Source organism: Bacteroidota bacterium (genome assembly GCA_016721765.1).
Classification (GTDB): domain Bacteria; phylum Bacteroidota; class Bacteroidia; order UBA4408; family UBA4408; genus UBA4408.
Map to the genome: position 1 here is coordinate 1,615,413 of JADKHO010000001.1, position 18,711 is coordinate 1,634,123.

16 protein-coding genes are annotated in these 18,711 nt (G+C 37.8%); 8 read left to right on the forward strand and 8 right to left on the reverse strand.

Annotated elements, in window-relative coordinates:
- Positions 1–5 precede the first annotated feature (5 nt).
- Positions 6–206: a DUF2892 domain-containing protein gene (locus IPP32_05775; protein MBL0047593.1), complete on the reverse strand. Its 201-nt coding sequence runs from the start codon at positions 204–206 to the stop codon at positions 6–8.
- Positions 207–537: 331 nt separating this feature from the next.
- Between IPP32_05775 and IPP32_05780 the strand changes: the two genes are divergently transcribed.
- On the forward strand, positions 538–900 hold the full coding sequence (locus IPP32_05780) for a DUF1801 domain-containing protein (protein ID MBL0047594.1): 363 nt from the start codon (positions 538–540) through the stop codon (positions 898–900).
- Positions 901–941: 41 nt separating this feature from the next.
- Here the strand turns inward: IPP32_05780 and IPP32_05785 are convergent, their stop codons facing one another.
- From IPP32_05785 to IPP32_05795, 3 genes are read right to left on the reverse strand one after another with little or no spacing between them, the layout of a single operon-like run.
- The gene (locus tag IPP32_05785; protein MBL0047595.1) at positions 942–1,883 is read right to left on the reverse strand and encodes a J domain-containing protein; all 942 of its coding nucleotides are present in this window, start codon (positions 1,881–1,883) and stop codon (positions 942–944) included.
- A gap of 12 nt (positions 1,884–1,895) precedes the next feature.
- Positions 1,896–2,723 (reverse strand): universal stress protein, encoded by an 828-nt coding sequence (locus IPP32_05790; protein MBL0047596.1) that lies wholly within the window; start codon positions 2,721–2,723, stop codon positions 1,896–1,898.
- A gap of 56 nt (positions 2,724–2,779) precedes the next feature.
- Positions 2,780–3,334 (reverse strand): hemerythrin domain-containing protein, encoded by a 555-nt coding sequence (locus tag IPP32_05795; GenBank protein MBL0047597.1) that lies wholly within the window; start codon positions 3,332–3,334, stop codon positions 2,780–2,782.
- Between the two features lie 466 nt (positions 3,335–3,800).
- Here IPP32_05795 and IPP32_05800 point away from each other — a divergent pair, with 466 nt between their 5' ends.
- From IPP32_05800 to IPP32_05810, 3 genes are all read left to right on the forward strand, one after another.
- Positions 3,801–4,982, forward strand: coding sequence for a PAS domain S-box protein (locus IPP32_05800; GenBank protein MBL0047598.1), 1,182 nt, complete (start codon positions 3,801–3,803; stop codon positions 4,980–4,982).
- Between the two features lie 33 nt (positions 4,983–5,015).
- On the forward strand, positions 5,016–6,077 hold the full coding sequence (locus IPP32_05805; protein MBL0047599.1) for a response regulator: 1,062 nt from the start codon (positions 5,016–5,018) through the stop codon (positions 6,075–6,077).
- 138 nt (positions 6,078–6,215) lie between these two features.
- The gene (locus IPP32_05810; protein MBL0047600.1) at positions 6,216–6,587 is read left to right on the forward strand and encodes a hypothetical protein; all 372 of its coding nucleotides are present in this window, start codon (positions 6,216–6,218) and stop codon (positions 6,585–6,587) included.
- A gap of 63 nt (positions 6,588–6,650) precedes the next feature.
- Here IPP32_05810 and IPP32_05815 read toward each other — a convergent pair whose 3' ends face one another.
- The 4 genes from IPP32_05815 to cdd form a co-directional block, all read right to left on the reverse strand.
- Positions 6,651–7,928, reverse strand: a complete 1,278-nt coding sequence (locus IPP32_05815; protein ID MBL0047601.1) for a pyruvate dehydrogenase complex dihydrolipoamide acetyltransferase — start codon at positions 7,926–7,928, stop codon at positions 6,651–6,653.
- Between the two features lie 99 nt (positions 7,929–8,027).
- A complete protein-coding gene (gene pdhA, locus IPP32_05820) occupies positions 8,028–9,053 on the reverse strand; it encodes a pyruvate dehydrogenase (acetyl-transferring) E1 component subunit alpha (protein ID MBL0047602.1) in 1,026 nt (341 codons plus the stop codon).
- Positions 9,054–9,179: 126 nt separating this feature from the next.
- A complete protein-coding gene (locus IPP32_05825; protein MBL0047603.1) occupies positions 9,180–10,022 on the reverse strand; it encodes a hypothetical protein in 843 nt (280 codons plus the stop codon).
- Positions 10,023–10,028: 6 nt separating this feature from the next.
- Positions 10,029–10,514: a cytidine deaminase gene (gene cdd / locus IPP32_05830; protein MBL0047604.1), complete on the reverse strand. Its 486-nt coding sequence runs from the start codon at positions 10,512–10,514 to the stop codon at positions 10,029–10,031.
- A gap of 165 nt (positions 10,515–10,679) precedes the next feature.
- On the opposite strand from cdd, the gene IPP32_05835 reads away from it, so the two are divergent.
- The 4 genes from IPP32_05835 to IPP32_05850 all read left to right on the forward strand — a co-directional run bounded on the left by IPP32_05835 (position 10,680) and on the right by IPP32_05850 (position 18,711).
- Positions 10,680–12,368 (forward strand): aryl-sulfate sulfotransferase, encoded by a 1,689-nt coding sequence (locus IPP32_05835; GenBank protein MBL0047605.1) that lies wholly within the window; start codon positions 10,680–10,682, stop codon positions 12,366–12,368.
- 12 nt (positions 12,369–12,380) lie between these two features.
- Positions 12,381–13,370: a T9SS type A sorting domain-containing protein gene (locus tag IPP32_05840; GenBank protein MBL0047606.1), complete on the forward strand. Its 990-nt coding sequence runs from the start codon at positions 12,381–12,383 to the stop codon at positions 13,368–13,370.
- Between the two features lie 64 nt (positions 13,371–13,434).
- The gene (locus IPP32_05845; GenBank protein MBL0047607.1) at positions 13,435–15,708 is read left to right on the forward strand and encodes a CotH kinase family protein; all 2,274 of its coding nucleotides are present in this window, start codon (positions 13,435–13,437) and stop codon (positions 15,706–15,708) included.
- An 81-nt stretch (positions 15,709–15,789) separates the two neighbouring features.
- Positions 15,790–18,711, forward strand: coding sequence for an SBBP repeat-containing protein (locus IPP32_05850; GenBank protein MBL0047608.1), 2,922 nt, complete (start codon positions 15,790–15,792; stop codon positions 18,709–18,711).

The window sequence follows — 18,711 nt, forward strand, 5'->3', positions numbered from 1 at the left end:
TATGATTAAAGAACTTTTTTTTGTTCTCCGTGATTTGATCTGAACCCAAAAAAGGCATAAATTGGACACCAATTAATCACAGCTGTGATTGGAAAAATAAAGCCTAATAAGCCCCACCAACTTCCGTATTCGACGCCTGCTAGCACAATGATAAGCCCCAAAAATATGCGTACAATTTTATCTGTATTTCCTAAATTTTCTCTCATGTTAATATGTGGTTTATGGAAGAATCATTTTTTGTTTAACGGCTCAAAATTACAGGCGTAAAAAGGGAAATTTCATGACCGCTATCACGAATTGAACTGACCTTTGTCAGGATTTTTTACTACCTCCTTTTTTTTCTCAAAATTGTTTGTACAGGGTTTACAATAAATGGGAAGTACAATGCCATTGAGTTAGCGAATTATGCAGAATTAAATGATTGGGATTGAAGTTAAAGGAATGGGGTATAAATTTTTTGGAATATAGTTTAGCACGCGTTCTATTTCAGCAATCCCGATTTTAAGTCCATTGTTTAATATTTTTTAGTTTTGTTTAATGAGTGAAATAGACACCTTTTATTTAAAACAAGAGGAACCCGTTCAAAGTTGCATGTTAGCTTTAAGGGAAATCGTTTTATCGCTCGACAATAATATTCAAGCTCAGTGGAAATACGGAATGCCTTTCTTCTGTTACAAGGATAAAATGCTCTGCTATATTTGGCTGCATAAAAAGCTTAAAATGCCTTATTTGGGAGTTGTGGAAGGGAAGCACATTAACCATCCCGAATTAAAAATAGAAAATAGATCACGCATGAAAATTCTATTGGTAAATCCCAATACTGATATACCCATTCAAGCAATCAGGGAAATATTAATGGAAGCAATTTCGCTCACCAAAATAAAGTTAAAAGCGAAGTAGAAAAGAGTTGTGTAGTAGCACTGATAAGTGATTCAATAAGATTAAACCAAATTCACTTTTCGCACTTCCTCCAATTCTTGGAGTAAGGCGATTTCTTTTTCACTCAAATTTTTGGGTAACAATGCATTCACTTTTAAATACAGGTTTCCAAATTCATTTGCCTTACCAAATAAAGGCATACCCAGCCCTTTTAAGCGCAGTGTTTTACCGTTTTCGGTTTCCTTGGGTATGTCAATTTTCATGCTTCCTTTTAAGGTACGAACAATTGCTTTTCCACCGAGTAATAATGTATACAGGTTTACAAAAGTTTCGGCATATAAATCACTGTCTTTGATTTTGAAATGAGGATGTTCAGGGATGTGTAGGGTTATTATAATATCGCCATCCGCTGCGCCATTTCTGCCTTTTCCTCCTTTTCCTTTCATACGAAGCGTTTGTGCATCGCGCACGCCAGGCTTTATTTTTATTTCAAAAACACTTGAGTTAAGCTGTAATTGTCGGGTTGTACCCAGATAAGCTTCTTCGAGCGAAAGTGTTGATTCTGCAGCATAATCTTCGCCTTTCACAGGCCTGTTTCCGCTGCGACTTCCATACGCCCTACCCCCAAATACCGATTCAAAAAAATCCGAAAAATCAGTTTGACTAGCATGGCTATCCTGAAAATCTTGGTTTCCCGAATAACCATATGAATTTGAATCGCCATGTGTTTGCCATTTGCTCCAATCAAATCCTTCTTTGCCATTTCTACTTTGAGCCTGCTTGTTCCAATACTCTCCAAGTTCATCGTATTTCTTTCTTTTTTCTGGATCGCTCAATACTTCATTTGCCTCATTGGCTTCCTTGAATTTTTCTTCAGCCGCTTTATTTCCGGGATTTTTATCGGGATGGAATTTTACTGCAAGCTTGCGAAATGCCTTCTTTATTTCATCGGCTTTAGCGCTTTTTGAAACACCCAAAATTTTATAGTAATCCTTATACTCCATCCAATTTTAAAATTAGTCGTGTAAGGCAAGTATTGGAATATGCGAGTGAAAAGCGAGGTGCTTGGTGACACTCTGGTGAAAAATACCTTTTAAAATATTGTATCGATGCGGCACCACAATCAAAATATCCGATTCATGGGTATCCACAAAATCATTCATTTCGGTAGCGATGTCGGCAATTTTTGGTAAAAAATGAAGTGTATGCACAACATCACTTAATGCATTTTCTAAGAGCATTCCATTTACTGCTTTTTCAAATCCAATTCCTTCTTCCGGTTTTTCAAGATTCAAAATGTTAAGATTTGCCTTAAAATCATGAATAAATTTCTTGAGTTGAAGAAGTACATTTTTTGCTATTTCGGATTTGTAATCATAAGCAAAAACAAAATCGCTCATCTTTTTAAAGCTTGCCTTGGGCGGGATAATCAACACCGGAATGTTTGTTTTTTGAATTACTCCGGTAGTATTACTTCCCATCAAAAATTCACTTAAACGTCCGCTTCCGCTGATCCCCATTACGATTAGGTCAACATTATTATCCTCACCAGCCCAAATTATTTCTTCTACCGCAAATCCTAATTTAACCCGACAAGTTATTTCATAACTACCGACTACTTTTTGTCGTAGCTCACGTGCAAAATTTTCTAAGAGTACCAAATTCTCTCGGTCTAAATCCCATTCAGGCATGGCTATAAACTCATTTGCGGCAGTAGGGAGTGGAGGATGGTACGCATGAAACAAAAGAATATTGGCTGAAGAAAGCTTTGCCAGTTCAGCACCATAAACCGCAGCTCCCATAGAGGCTAGGCTAAAGTCGGTTGGAATTAGTATTGTTTTCATTGCATGTTTTATTAAAGGTACTCTTTTTTTTCTTGCTGAATCTATTTCCGCAATTTTTAATGCGCCAAATTTTCCTGAATCAGTTTACCCAATTCTATTAATTTGGGATGCAATATCTCCTCCTCTAATGAAAAATGTTTTCTCAAATCTTCCTCTAAATCCACAAGCTCCACATAACAAAGTTTAGCAGTGATGGTATGTAGCTTTGTAGCCACAAAAGTTGAACAAGCTATATTTAGCTTTTCCAAATCATGAATCATTTTCTCGTGTTCATGACTCATTATTCTTAACGGATTATCCACGCGTACACCAAGTGGAAAGCAACCTTGCCCATCTCCATTTTTTAAGTGAATCATTTTCCGAATAAAAGGAAAGAGAACCGTTTCCTCTTTTTTCAAATGTTGTTCAAGGTGGTTTTGAAGATTTAAAAAATGGGAGTGCATTTCGTTTTCCAAACTTGTTTCACTGCCTGCTTCATGAAGCATCTGAACAAAATATTGATGGATCGTTTCCATCGAATGACGTGCGAAGGAATGATGCTTTTTTTGTATGTAATCGCATAATTCATCGGCTTGTAATTCATCAAAAATAAGGAGGGGATAGTTTGCCATAGTGAAATTTGTTTTTCACAAAATTAAGCCCACCACAAGAAACTGAATATGATGCGAGTCAATAAATTATATGATTACCATCATACTTGACATTCAGATTGTTATGCGGAATGTTTCCAATGGTAAGGTACGAGTGTATTCATGCATTTCCCAAATTCCAATTCCCCAAAAGGTAAAATCAAAACACCCTTTTAAGTATTTAATTGGATTTTATTTCTAATGCTAGGAATGCCGTCTATTTGGCTTGGATGACTAAAAATTATATCCAAAAAACAGGATTAGAAAGTGTACTATAAATTACTTTCCTTTTGTTCGGAAACATTGCCTATTTTAGCATGCGCTTGTCTCACTAGTTTAGTCGAAATTAAAGAACTGATCTAAGTCATATTTTTTTATTTAGATAGAAATTAATTTCGCCGGTTAAAACAGTAGCGACAAGACCGTGGAACATAGCGAAATAAAAAGAATGGAAAGCAAAGAGGGCTCTGGTGCACTTTTTCTATTTGCAACGGAAGGGATTTTGGTTGTTAATGAAGGAGGTGAGATTATTCGTATCAATCCAAGCGCCGAAAAGCTATTTGGCTATGCAAAGGATGAGTTATTAAAGAAAAAAATTGAAACGCTTATCCCAAAGCGACTTTCTGCCAAACATGTGGGCCAACGCGATCACTATAGCCATCATCCGCACGCACGTTCCATGGGCTCCGGTATGGAGTTATTCGGGTTGAGAAAAGATGGTACTGAGTTCCCGCTTGAAATAAGTTTGAGTCCATTTAAGAGTGCAACCGGTAACTATGTTATTGCCTTTATTGTGGATATCACTGTCAGAAAGCAAGCGGAGGATAAAATGAAAAATTATTCTACAGAACTCGAAAAGCAAGTTAAAAACCGAACACTTATTTTAGAAGAAGCAATTGAAGAGCTCGAAAAAACAAAGATAGATTTGCGAAATGCCTTAGAAAAGGAAAAGGATTTAAACGAATTGAAATCACGCTTTGTCTCGATGGCTTCTCACGAATTCCGTACCCCTTTAACCGCAATTATATCATCCCTTTCGCTGGTTACCAAATATGGAGAGCAAAATGATAAGGATAATCAAATGCGTCACGTTTCACGCATTAAAAAATCGGTAAATAACCTTACCGATATTTTGAATGATTTTTTATCGGTAAGTAAATTAGAAGAAGGAAAATTAGAAAACCTTCCCGAAACAATAAACCTAAAAAATGTCATAAGCGATATTCTTTCGGAAATGCAGTTCATGGTTACCGAAGGGCAAAAATTGGAATACAAGCACAATGGAAAAGAAGAAGCGATAGTTGATAAAAAATTATTGAAAAATATTTTGTTTAATTTGATTTCAAATGCCATTAAATTCTCACCCGATGGTGGGCTTATTGAAGTGAGCTCACACGTGCACAGTTCAACTATAAAAGTTAGTGTGAAAGATAGTGGAATAGGTATTTCAAAAGAAGATCAAAAGCATTTGTTTGAACGTTTTTTTAGAGGACACAACGCAACGCATATTCAAGGCACCGGTTTAGGATTAAACATTGTGACTAAATATACTGAACTCATGAATGGCTCTATAGATTTTGAAAGCAAAGAAAATAAAGGAACAACCTTCACTATAATAATTCCCCAATAAAATTAATCAATCATCCCCAATCAAAATTGACCTATGAATAAAAAAATTCTCCTAATTGAAGATAATGAGGATGTGCGCGAAAATACGGCCGAAATTCTTGGACTGGCACAGTATCAGGTATACACCGCAAAAAACGGAAAAGAAGGCGTTGAAATGGTCCAAAAAGAACAACCTGATTTAATTATTTGCGACATCATGATGCCTGTGCTCGATGGATATGGTGTCTTGCACATGCTATCTAAAAACGAAAAAACAGCGAGCATCCCCTTCATATTTTTAAGCGCAAAGGCCGAACGAACCGACCTTCGCAAAGGAATGGAATTAGGTGCCGATGATTACCTAACCAAACCTTTTGACGATGTGGAATTGCTAAATGCAATTGAAAGCCGACTCAAAAAAAACAATATTCTTCGTAAGGAATTTACTAAAAATATTGACGGTTTAAGCGATTTTATAAATGAAGCCAAAGGTATTGAATCGCTCAAAAAACTTTCTGAAGAGCGCGATATCAGAGTGTATAAAAAGAAGGACGATATTTACATGGAAGGTACCTTTCCTAAAGGTGTGTACTTTGTGAATAAGGGAAAAATAAAAATACACAGGGCAAATGAAGCCGGAAAGGAACTAATAACAGAGTTACACAAAGAGGGTGATTTTTTCGGGTACCTTTCACTGCTTCAAAATGAAAAATACACCAGTACCGCTACTGCGTTAGAAGAATCAGAAATATTTATTATTCCCAAAGACGACTTTTTTTCACTGCTTTATAAAAATGCAGAGGTTGCTCGAAAGTTTATTGAAATTCTATCCAATAATTTACTCGAAAACGAAAAGGAATTAGTCAAGCTTGCCTATAATTCAGTTCGTAAAAGAGTGGCTGAGGCATTGGTGAAACTCTCCGATAAGTATAAAAAGGAAATGGACCAAAAGTTTAGCATGAATGTTTCTCGCGAAGATTTAGCAAACTTAGTGGGTACCGCTACTGAAACCGTAATTCGAACCTTGAGCGATTTTAAAGATGAAAGCTTAATCGATATTAAAGGTGGTTCAATTACCATCTTGAACTATGAAAAGCTCACTCGAATGAAAAACTAATTATACTGACTTAAGTCATATTACTTTCTGATAGCTGTCATTTGATTACCTGCGTGTTGACGCTAATTTTGAACCATTAATACATATTATTGTTTCAACTAAAGGCTCACTATTTTGCTCTATCAACCCGCGATTATTATGAAGGTAACTATTAACGACAGCAGGAAAATTTCTGCAATTCAGGAAGAATTTAATGCTGCTTTTCCTTACCTGAAACTTGAGTTTTTTGAGAAACCACACAAACCCGGTGGAGCATCTCCAAAGCGTACTGTGCGTCACAATAGCAAAACCCTTGGTGAGTGCAGAACGCTGCATAATAAAGGACGAATTGTGATTACACCTGACATGACTGTTACAGATTTGGAACAGAGCTTTAATACTATTTATGGGCTTGGCGTTCAAGTGTTTCGTAAATCCGGAAAAATTTGGCTGGAAACAACGGTCACAGATGGATGGACCCTTGAAGAACAAAATCGTCAAGGTGAAGAATTAAGTAGCGTGAAATCCTAAATGCAGTGAGAAATTCGCTTGATTTACTTTGACAGAAAATCATGGCGAAAGCATAAGCACTTTTTATAGTAACAGGTTGATAGGCTTTTCTAAATACGATTTTAAAGTTTGTAAAAAAGCAGCTCCACTGGCACCATCTACAACACGGTGATCACAACTTAAGGTTACTTTCATCAAGTTTCCAACAGCCAATTGCCCATTCTTCACAACTGCCCCTTGTTTTATCCCACCAACTGCAAGTATACATGCGTCTGGTGGATTAATAATCGCTGTAAATTCATCAATTCCAAACATTCCTAAGTTGGAAATCGTAAAGGTATTTCCTTCCCATTCCGCAGGCTGAAGCTTTTTTTCTTTTGCTTTTTGACCCAAGGATTTTACTTCCACGGAGAGTTGAGCCAAAGATATACCATCTGCAAAGCGCACAACCGGAACAAGCAAGCCATCTTCTACCGCAACCGCTACTCCAATATGAATGTGCTGATTAAAACGAATTTTATCGCCCAGCCAAGAGGAATTTATTTTTGGATGTTTCCGCAATGCCAGCGCTGCCGCTTTAATCACAAAATCATTAAAAGAAATTTTTACCGGAGAGCTTTCGTTAATATCATTTCGTGCCTCAATGGCTTTGTCCATGTTGATTTCCATGGTGAGGTAAAAATGCGGTGCGCTAAATTTACTTTCTGCCAATCTGCGCGCAATGGTTTTTCGCATTTGGGATACAGCTTCTTCTGTAAAGCTTTCAACACCAACAAATCCTGAACTAGAATTTGAAGATCCGGTATAATTTAATGCGGGATTGTAATTCTCTATGTCTCGTTTCACGATTCTTCCTTCGTCACCGCTTCCGCGCACCCCCATAATATCAATCCCTTTTTCTTCCGCTAATTTTTTTGCAAGCGGAGAAACTTTTGTTCTACCATCCGCCGCATCCGAAACTGTTGTTTTTGTAATAACGGCTGCTGCTAAAGGTTTAACCGGTTCAGGTTTGGTAACTTCTGTTGCTTTTGCTGGTGCGACTTTTTCAACAATTTTTTCAGTGCTTTTTTCTGCCGCAGGTGCTGCTGTTTGTGCTCCTGCCAACAATGCCTTTATATCTTCTCCTTTTTCACCGAGGATGGCAAGAATAGAATCTACCGGTGCGCCTTTACCTTCTTCCACGCCAATATAAAGCAATACACCATCCTGAAAAGATTCAAATTCCATGGTAGCTTTATCTGTTTCAATATCTGCCAACAACTGACCTGATTTTACTACATCACCAACTTTCTTGTGCCACTTGCTCACCACGCCCTCTGTCATGGTATCACTCAATTTGGGCATCTTTACTACTTCAGCCATTTTTAATTTTGGAATTTTAATTTTTGATTTTAGAAATTCCGGCAACAAAAATATGTGCGGAAAAGTCTATAAAAACGTATATCTTATTTAGTGGTGTATTTATTCTATAATGTAAGGATAATCTTCTTGGGTATAAACATCCTTATACAGCTCAGAAATATCCGGATAAGGTGAATCTTCTCCAAACTGAACTGATTCGTCAACAAGCCCCTTTATTTTAGCATCTATTGCTCCAATTTCGGATTCGCTTGCCCATTTATTTTTTTGAATTGTAGCTAACACCTGTTCAATTGGGTCTTTCGATTTATATTCTTCAACTTCTTCTTTCGAACGATAATTAGCCGGATCACTCATGGAATGACCTTTATAGCGATAAGTTTTCATTTCCAATAAAGTTGGACCATCTCCGCGAACAGCACGGTCATAAGCTTCTTTAGTAGCATCAGCAACCGCTTCACAACTCATTCCATCTACCGGAAAAGAAGGCATTTCATAGCCGGCACCAATTTTATATAAATCATGCACATTGCTGGTACGTTCAACAGAGGTTCCCATGGCATATTGGTTATTCTCAATCACAAAAATTACCGGCAATTTCCACAACATAGCCATGTTGAAAGCTTCATGCAAAGCCCCTTGACGAATGGCTCCATCGCCCATATAACACAAGGTAACATTTTTGGTTCCATTAAATTTTTCTGCGAATGCAATCCCGGCACCTAATGGAATTTGCCCCCCCACAATACCATGTCCTCCAAAAAAGCGAAACTCCTTACTAAACATGTGCATGCTTCCACCTTTGCCTTTACTGCAACCGGTTGCTTTTGCCATTAATTCAGCCATCACATATTTAGGATGCATTCCTTTTGCCAATGGATGCGCATGATCACGGTAGGCCGATATCATATTATCATCTTTCTTAATAATTGCCATCGCTCCGGCTAAAATCGCTTCTTGGCCAATGTACAAATGGCAAAATCCCTTTATCTTTTGCTGAATATATAGTTGACTTGCCTTTTCTTCGAATTTACGCATAAGTTGCATATTCTCATACCACATCAGGTAAGTCTCCCGTCCGTATTTTTCTACTGTTTTTGGTGTCTTTTTGGTAATCGTTTTTTCCATTTCTATCTTTTTTATCGGAATAACAAGAGTGCGAATTTAATATAAAATCAAATAACATAAGGGAAGCAAATGATTCGGCTAGTCTAATCCCAAATTTATTAAAGCATTGTTTTATTTTCTTTGAATCTAAAATTTCAATCCTAATATAATTCCTAAGCCCGATAATGTTGTTTTTTTATAAGGGTCTGAATCCCCGGCAATTTCAATATAATCTTTTTTCTTGTCAGCTTTCTCTGTAATATCAAAAATGCTTGCAGTATAATAACCCTTAAACGAAAGTTCAGTATTATCCGTTGCCATTATATAGTAGCCTAAAGATAAAAAATAATTGAATGTGATATGGTTGGTCGAGATATAGGTAGTTTTATCTTTTCTAATTTCCTTATAATCCAAACGCGGAATATCTTCTAAAATGATATATACATTTGAATAATTGTCGTCCGGATACATTCCTTTGGTTTCATAAGAGCCCTCTCCCTTAATTTCTGCAATAGCTACATAATTCGCTAATAAACCAAACTCTGAGAAGCATCCCTGTTCAATGGAACGCGAAAAATTTTTTCGCAGAGCTATAGGCACCGAAATAGTGGTGATTTTTCGATGGTCTTTAAATTTGCTCTCCACTAATGGAAAGTAAGAATAGCCATCAATGTCTTGTTTCATCGAAAGTGCCTTAAAAAAGCCATTGCTTTCCGATAAAGTGGAATACTTTAGGTAACTAATTCCTGTTAAGAAATAAACCGATGAGCTTAAAGGGTACAAAACATGCAGTTCTCCGCAAATATTCGACTCATTCTTTGTTTTTAAAGCTTCGTCTTTTTCGTAGTTCTCGTTCTTAATTTTTGTGCTCAAATATCCTGCACTAATTGACCATGACCATTTTTTTTCTGCAATAACCTCTTGCCCTTTCAGACCATTTAGGAATACAAAAAAAAATAAAACAAAGGTTGTTTTGGTAGCCTGTGCCATTGAAATTTATTTTAATGATTTGGAGCTAAAAAGCAAAGGAAGAGTTGATTTCACACTTTCCAATACCCAAATCTCCTCACAATCCGCACATAAAATTAAACGGATGTCGGAATTGGATTTTGTTTCGTATTCACTCATTACCTGTCGACAGGATCCACAAGGTGTTATAGGCGAATCAATCCTTGCATTTAAAGAAAATGCGGTAACTGCCATTGTTTTTATTTTTACTCCAGGATAATTTGCACCTGCTGCAAATACTGCCACTCGTTCAGCACAAATTCCCGAAGGATAAGCTGCATTCTCCTGATTATTGCCTTTAATAATTACTCCATTCTCAAGCAATACTGCTGCTCCAACATTAAAATGCGAATAGGGTGCATAAGCCCCTTTTGCGGCCTCTCGTGCCTGCTGAACTAAATTTTGATCTTCTGCACTCAGCTCTTTTATTGAAGGATAAACCTTCACCTCTGTTTCTACTTTGAATGTTTTCATGAGCTAAAAATAGGAAATAAAACTTTTACCTTAATAATTCCGGTTGCTTCAAACTTTCACCTACTAAAATTAAACTTTCACCCTTTTTGTAAGTTTAATGTTAAATTGATGTTAAAATATGTCCTTTCTTTGAACCCATAAACGTAACCACAAGAATAAATAAAAATGAAAAACCAAATTTTAAAAGGATTTTTTATCCTCCTTTTTTTATGCAGCAATCGCTTGCACGCTCAACAATACGCAGGATACACCTTGTACGCAACCATGGGTGGAACAACAGCAAATTTGATTGATACTAACGGAACCATTTATAAAACATGGTCCTTTTCTACGACTAAAAAAACAGGCTATTCTTCCTACATGCTCGAAGGCGGTGTGCTTCTTCGCTCCATTTCAAGAGCCGGCAATTCTTTTTCCGGTGGCCCTATTTGTGGGGAAGTTCAAAAAGTGGATTGGAATGGAAATGTGCTTTGGGATTATGTATATTCTACCACTAACTACTGCACCCACCATGATATTTGTCCTATGCCAAATGGAAATGTTTTGGTAATCGCCTACGAACGCAAAACAGCCGCGCAAGTCGCAGCCGCAGGGTGCACAGGATTTGCCGGAGAAATGTGGCCCGATAAAATTGTCGAAATTCAACCTACGGGTGCAACCACCGGAACAGTTGTGTGGGAGTGGCACGCTTGGGATCATTTGGTGCAAAATGTGAATGCATCTGCTGCGAATTATCAAACATCAATTGTAAATCATCCCGAACTACTCAACATCAATTTTACCCCAAAACAAGATTGGATGCACATGAACGGACTCGATTATAACGATAGTCTTGATCAAATTGCATTTAGCTGCCATAATTTAAATGAAGTGTATATCATCGATCACAGTACCACCACAGCTGAAGCCGCCAGTCACAGTGGAGGAAATTCAGGCAAAGGCGGCGACCTACTTTACCGATGGGGAAATCCACAAGCCTATGGTGTAGCCGGAACCCAAATTTTGAAGGTAGTGCACGATGCACACTGGATTCCAAAAGGAAGTCCAAATGCCGGACGCCTGGCATGCTTTAACAATGGAGGACAAACTAGTCCTAATCAAAAATCCTGTATCGATCAAATTGATTTACCCTACAATGGATACAGTTATACTATCAATCCCGGAGCAGCTTTTTCACCATCCAGCTATACTTCCCGTATAGTGGGTAATGGCTATACAAGCAATATGGGTAGTTCTAATCAATTGCCTAACGGAAATTCACTTATTTGTGTGGCACTCTCGGGATTGATTTATGAAACAAATCCTTCGGGAGTAACAATTTGGTCAAAAACTATTTTAGGCTCTGTACCGCAGGCGCATCGCTACGCACAATGTTTTATAACCGGCCCACCTGCTACACCTACTATCACTCAAAATGGGGATACACTTTTTGCTAGTTTGGAATCAAGCTACCAATGGTATTTTGCTGGTCAGGCAATTTTGGGTGCAACAGCACAATCCTTTCAACCTACCCAAAATGGCTGGTATCAGGTAAGAATTAAAAACAGTAATGGGTGCGAATCCGACACTTCCCTTTCATTTAATTTTGTTGCTACCGGAATTTTTGATCAGCCTCGAAATTCTGCTTTTACAGTTTTCCCTAACCCTACTTCCGGATTAATTACCATCGATATGAGTAACTACCAAAATGAATCAATTGAAGTTTCACTTTATGACGCCCAGGGAAACATCCTATTGCAGGAAAACAATGCAAAGCTCCTTGATCTTTCAAATTTCGAAAGTGGGCTTTATAATCTATCTTTAAAAAGACAGAATAAGAGACTAATTAATAAACGAATTGTACTAATTAAGTAATCCATAAAAAAAATGAAAAAACTAGTTTTTGTAGCTTTCCTGCTGTTAGCTGTGACAAATGGCTTTGCTAAAAAAGTAAAATTTGCTGTCGACATGGATACTTTTGCCATCAGCCCTAATGGAATTCATGTTACGGGCGACTTTCAAGCCATTGCAGGTTATCCTGGTGGAGATTGGACTTCCAATGAAACCGTTTGCATTCAAGAAGGTTCAACAACTATTTATAGTGTAATTGTTGAACTTCCTGCCTTTGCGAAGTATGAATATAAATTCGTGAATGGGGATCAGTTTTATGAAGTGGAATTTGTTCCTGTTGAATCTCGTGTGGGTTATGATTTTGATGATAATCGTTGGCTTTGGGTTGATTCAATTGCTAACGACACAACATTTGTAGGGGCTATAAAATTTGCAGGCAACGCTCCGGCTGGCTTAAACTTAGTGCGCTATTTGGTCGATTTAAATAATCAAACTGCGATTTCAAATCGCCCCCATGTGGCCGGTAATTTTCAAAACTGGAATCCTGCGACTACAAGTCTGTATAGCTTTGGAGATAGCATTTTCGAAATAATTTCGTACGTCGACAGTGGCACCTACCAATATAAATTTGTGAATGGAAATGCTTGGGGTTTTGATGAATCCATCCCATCGGCTTGCAATGTTAATGGCAATCGTTCCATTACAGTAGCTAAGGATACTGTGCTTTCAGCTTTTTGTTTTGGAAGTTGTACCGTTTGCAATCCAACTGCTGTTCATGTTGTCAGTGCCCAAAGTGAATTTAGCATTTTTCCAAATCCGGCCAAGGATTTTATTCGAGTTAATCTTTACAAAAGCAGCAATTTAAAAAGCATTCAGCTAACCGATTTAGCAGGTCGCATAGTGCTTAAGTTTGCTCCTGAATCCAATATCCAAATCAACAGAAATGATATTCCATCAGGTATTTATTTTGTTGTTTTGCAAGATGGGGATGGGAAAAAAACAGCAAAAAAAATAATACTACAGTAACATTTTTACAATTTTGAAAATTCAAATTAAATTAGGGTTTATCTGTTTACGCACTTCCTGCAAAATGAAGTACAGGTTACCATTTGTTTTGTTACTAATCTGCAATTTAATTTACGCGCAAACAGCACTGTACGACCTGAATACCATTCAGCAAATTGAAATTAATTTTACCCAAAGCAACTGGGACTACCAGATGGATACTGCCAAAGCGGGTGCTGAAGGCTATATTATGGCGGCAACTGTAAGTATTAATGGAAGTACCTATGATAGTGTGGGTGTGAAATACAAAGGCAACAGCTCCTATGACTCTACCTATACAAAAAATCCAATTCACATCGCTTTGGATGAATTTAAAGGCCAAGCCTATCAAGGATTCACGGATATTAAATTAGGAAATGGCTATGCTGATCCTTCTCAAATTCGCGAGGTGCTTTCCTACCAAATTCTAAATAACTATATGGATTGCCCACGTTCCAATTTTGCACAATTGTATATCAATGGGGTGTATCATGGATTGTATTCTAACGATGAAAATATTAATAAAGATTTTTGCTCCGAACATTTTTATTCTTCCTCAAATACCTTTTTAAAATGCAATCCAATTGTGCTCCCCGGGCCAACTACCAAAAGCAACCTAAAGTTTAAAACAGGTGCAGATAGTTCCGCTTATTTTAATTTTTATGAGGTAAAATCTGATTTCGGTTGGAATGATTTGGTTGCCTTGTGCGATTCGCTTACAAATCATGCATCAAACATTCGCTCTATTTTGGATGTGGATAGATTTATTTGGATGCTGGCGTTCAACAATGTGCTGGTTAACCTCGATAGCTATTCGGGTGTTTTTTGCCAAAACTACTACCTCTATAAAGACAATACGCAACACTTCAATCCAATTGTTTGGGATTTAAACATGTCGTTTGGAGGTTTTCCATTTGCCGGATCCGGAGCTACTGGAACTGCAGGTCTCACCGTTACAAATATGCAGCAAATGCCTTTAACCTTGCACGCCACCGACCCTTATTGGCCGCTGATTAATGCGATTGTTGGAAGTGCTAGCTACAAAAAAATGTATGTAGCCCACATGCGCACTCTTGTGAACGAACAATTTGCGAATAATCTGTATCAAACACTTGCAGCCAATTTACATGCAAGTATTGATACGGCAGTACTTAACGATACAAATGGATTTTATAGTTACACACAGTTTCAAAATGGATTAACTACTAACTATACAGTAGGAAGCTATACCGTTCCCGGGATTAGTAATTTAATGACAGCTCGTGTGAATTACCTTCAAGCTACTCCTGAATTTATGGCTACTCCGCCAAGTATCACAGCAGTTGTATCCAATACGAACGCACCAAATTTGAATGGAGTGGTTGGGATTTCTGCAAATGTTACAAACGCACTAGCCTCATCTGTATTACTCGGATATCGATTTAGCAATGCAGATAAATTCAGCCAAATGCAAATGTTCGACGATGGCTTGCACAATGACGGGGTGGCTGCTGATAACATTTTTGGAGCAGCGCTTACAATGACCAATGTTTCACTTCAATATTATATTTATGCGGAGAATGCAACTGCTGGTGTTTTTTCGCCCGAACGAGCAGAGCATGAGTTCTACAGCTTGCAAGCACAAGTGCAAACGCCTGCCTTAGGTCAAATTAGATTAAATGAATTTTTAGCCAATAATGTATCAGATACCGTCGATGATAACGGTAACCATTCCGATTGGATTGAATTGTATAATACCACGGGCGATACGTTAGGATTAGCAGGATTGTATCTTTCCGACAGTTATTCTAATCCTCAAAAATTTGCTTTTCCATTAAATACATTAATTTATCCAAATGACTATTTAATTATTTGGGCCGACGACAAATTAGGAACTTCAGCACTTCATTGTAATTTTAAATTATCACAAAACGGAGAAAGAATAGTGCTTAGCAATCAGGATTCACTTGTGCTCGATAGTATTACTTTTGGTGCACAACTTGCGGATGTTTCTATGGCCCGCTGTCCTAATGGTTTTGGACCATTTTCTGCACTTAATACTACCACTTTTAATGCATCTAATTGTACACTAGGCAATAAAACGATTGAAGAAAATTCCTTGCAAGTTCTTGTATTTCCGAACCCGGCATCAAAAGAATTAACAATTTTAGTGTCAGACCCGTCAGAAGAGGAAACTTTAAAAATTGAAACAATTGTTGGTCAACTCATTTTATCAATTCCAATTAAATCAAGTGCTTTGATAGATGTTTCAACCTGGCAGAACGGGATTTACATCTTGAAATGCGGCTCAAAAGCGCAAAAAATTATCGTCCAGAAGTAATGCGATTCTTTTTTTTCAAATGGCTACATTTGTAAGCTTAATGTTAACCCAATATTAAATCCCGTTAAATCGCCACCTTTTATGAATAAATTAATTCTACCCTTTCTGTTCCTCCATTTATTTTCGTTTGCGCAAATCACCGAGCAATGGGCAAGAAAGTATTCATCTTATGGCGATTATTCGGCCAAGTATACTTGTGTAGCTAAGGATTTATCCGGTAATCTTTATGTGGGTGGTTATACTGTTACGATTGATAATAATCGAGATTACTTGGTTGCAAAACTCAATTTGTTTGGCGATACCCTATGGACTAGAATTTTTAGAGGTACCGATAATTCAGGAGATGAAGTAAAAGCAATTGCGGTAGATAAAAATGCCAATGTATATGTAACCGGTTTTGCAAACGGCAAAGGAACCGGAAACGATATTTTAACCATTAAGCTCAACACCAATGGAGATACCTTATGGAAGAGGTTTTACAACCATACTGCCAAAGATGATGATAACGGAAATTCAATTGCAGTAGATACTTCCGGGAATGTTTTTGTGTGTGGCGAAAGTGATGGAAATGCCTCCAATATTGATAATTTTGATTACATCACCTTAAAATACGATGCAAACGGAAATCAGCTCTGGGCCAATAGATATGGTATTACCGGAACCGATAAGGCGGTAAAAGTGGTATGCGACCGAGCAGGAAACTGTTATGTAACAGGGAGAATCTATAACGGAATTGACGATAACTTTGCAACAATAAAATATACCGCTGCCGGGGTTCAACAATGGCTCAAAACCTATGATGGCGGTAGTAGTGACAGAGCTGCTGATATGGCAATTGACTCTGCTTTTGCCTTTGTTTATGTTACCGGAAGAAGTGATAATGGAAGCAATGACGATATGGTTACCTTAAAATATGGGGTTGCTGCAGGAACACTAGCTTGGACAAAAGTATACAACAATGTGGACGATGATCGAGGCATTGCGATTACAGTGGATGCAAGTGCCAATGTGTATGTTACCGGCGAAAGTGATGCCGATGCATCGGTAAATAGAAACTGGAATTTTGTTACCGTGAAATATGCATCCAACTCTACGCAGCAATGGGTGCGAACCTATAACAGTAGTGCTACTAATCCTGATATTCCTATTGGAGTTTGTGTGAATACCGCGGGAGATGTGTTTGTGGCTGGACAAAGTGATGTGGACCCAAATTCAATTAATACGAATTATGTTTTTACAACCTTGAAGTACAACAGTGGCGGTACACAACAATGGGTTAAAACCTTCTCAGGAAATGCGGTGTCAACCGGAGGAGCTGAAGCGCTAATGCTGAATAATTCCGGGTTTGCCGTTGTGGTGGGAAGCTCTGAAAATACTTTGACTCAAAAGGATGCCTTTGCTATTTGTTACGATGCTGCTGGAGTTGAACTTTGGAACAATTCCTATTCCGGATCCGGTGATAATTCGGATAATGCTTACAAGGTTTTTGTGGATGCAGCCGAGAACTCTTATTTGGCAGGCTATTCTATCTCAGAAGAAACAGATAGAAATATGACCACTCTTAAAGTTAATGCATTGGGCGATACACAGTGGGTTCGCAATTATAATGGCACATCATCCATTAGTATTGACGCGGCAAATGATATTAAATCAGATGCTGCAGGAAATGTATTCGTTACCGGATCTGCTAAAAATGCAGGATCTAGCAATGATTTTGTTACCATTAAATACAATTCAGTAGGAGATTCTGTGTGGGTAAAAAGATACAACAATGCTTTGGTAAATGGTTCCGACAAAGCAAATGCATTAGATATAGATGCTTCTGGAAATGTATATGTAACAGGCTACAGCGAAACTACAAATGGCACGCTTTCCGATGATTTTCTTACGATTAAATACGACCCCAGCGGCATACAACAATGGGCATTAAAATACAACGGCACCGGTAATGGCGAAGACCGGGCTACTGCCATTAAGGTAAGCCAAAATTTTGTGTTTGTGTGCGGGAAGGTGTGGAACGGAACTAATTTTGATTATGGATTTCGCAGCTATTCTCTTAGTGGAAGCCCTTTAAGTGGCGGTGTTTACGATGGTGCCTTTGGGGATGATGTGCCTTCAGGGATGGTTATCGATGCTGCTGAGAATGTTTATATAACAGGCAAAAGTGCTTCCTCTCTCGGAAACCTCTATTCGGATTATGCGACTGCTAAATTTAATTCAAATGGAACACTTCTTTGGGTGAAACGCTACAATGGTCCAAATAACCTTAACGATGAAGCAAATGGAATAGCAATCGACCAAAGCGCCAATGTGTTTGTTACAGGTGTGAGTGACGACGATCCAATTGGCTTAAACCAGAGTGCTAATTTTGCTACAATAGCCTACAATTCTAATGGAGATTCACTGTGGACAAGAATCTACAATGGTGCAAGCAATTTAAATGATGCCGCAAAAGCAATTGCAGTTGACAATGTTGGAACCAGCTACATAACAGGAGAAGTTAATAATGGAACGGCTTCAGTTCCCAACCTAGATGTTTTTACAATTAAATATGATTTTACCGGCTTGTCTTTGGTCACTGCCGCCTACAATGGAACCGGTAATGGTAAAGATTCACCTAATTCCATAACAATTAAAAACGACAATGTATTTGTTTGCGGCGAAAGCTTTTCAAATGCTTCAGCACAAAAGGATTTGATTCTTTTAAAATACGATGATTTTACTTTGGGCACAAAGCAAGTATCAAACAAGAGCACACGATTTACCGTTTTTCCAAACCCTGCATCAGGTTCTTTCGTACTAAGTGCCAAGCAAGCTTCATTCAGTAAAAAAAATACTTTCTTTGTACTGTTTAATCAACTGGGTGAAGAAGTAAAAAGAATAGAAATCAAAGACCAAGCAAAACAAAGCATTCAAATCGATAACTTCCAAGCTGGAATTTATTCCTTTCAAATACTTCAAGATGGTATTTCAATTGATTACGGAAAAATAGCAATTCAATAA

Excerpts from the sequence above, each read along its gene's own strand:
- cdd (MBL0047604.1), bottom strand. The coding sequence starts at position 10,514 with ATGAAAACATTCAAAGTAGAAACAGAGGTGAAGGTTTATCCTTCAATA.
- IPP32_05795 (MBL0047597.1), bottom strand. The coding sequence starts at position 3,334 with ATGGCAAACTATCCCCTCCTTATTTTTGATGAATTACAAGCCGATGAA.
- pdhA (MBL0047602.1), bottom strand. The coding sequence starts at position 9,053 with ATGGAAAAAACGATTACCAAAAAGACACCAAAAACAGTAGAAAAATAC.
- IPP32_05775 (MBL0047593.1), bottom strand. The coding sequence starts at position 206 with ATGAGAGAAAATTTAGGAAATACAGATAAAATTGTACGCATATTTTTG.
- IPP32_05845 (MBL0047607.1), top strand. The coding sequence starts at position 13,435 with ATGAAGTACAGGTTACCATTTGTTTTGTTACTAATCTGCAATTTAATT.
- IPP32_05835 (MBL0047605.1), top strand. The coding sequence starts at position 10,680 with ATGAAAAACCAAATTTTAAAAGGATTTTTTATCCTCCTTTTTTTATGC.
- IPP32_05850 (MBL0047608.1), top strand. The coding sequence starts at position 15,790 with ATGAATAAATTAATTCTACCCTTTCTGTTCCTCCATTTATTTTCGTTT.
- IPP32_05790 (MBL0047596.1), bottom strand. The coding sequence starts at position 2,723 with ATGAAAACAATACTAATTCCAACCGACTTTAGCCTAGCCTCTATGGGA.
- IPP32_05840 (MBL0047606.1), top strand. The coding sequence starts at position 12,381 with ATGAAAAAACTAGTTTTTGTAGCTTTCCTGCTGTTAGCTGTGACAAAT.
- IPP32_05800 (MBL0047598.1), top strand. The coding sequence starts at position 3,801 with ATGGAAAGCAAAGAGGGCTCTGGTGCACTTTTTCTATTTGCAACGGAA.
- IPP32_05805 (MBL0047599.1), top strand. The coding sequence starts at position 5,016 with ATGAATAAAAAAATTCTCCTAATTGAAGATAATGAGGATGTGCGCGAA.
- IPP32_05825 (MBL0047603.1), bottom strand. The coding sequence starts at position 10,022 with ATGGCACAGGCTACCAAAACAACCTTTGTTTTATTTTTTTTTGTATTC.
- IPP32_05780 (MBL0047594.1), top strand. The coding sequence starts at position 538 with ATGAGTGAAATAGACACCTTTTATTTAAAACAAGAGGAACCCGTTCAA.
- IPP32_05810 (MBL0047600.1), top strand. The coding sequence starts at position 6,216 with ATGAAGGTAACTATTAACGACAGCAGGAAAATTTCTGCAATTCAGGAA.
- IPP32_05785 (MBL0047595.1), bottom strand. The coding sequence starts at position 1,883 with ATGGAGTATAAGGATTACTATAAAATTTTGGGTGTTTCAAAAAGCGCT.
- IPP32_05815 (MBL0047601.1), bottom strand. The coding sequence starts at position 7,928 with ATGGCTGAAGTAGTAAAGATGCCCAAATTGAGTGATACCATGACAGAG.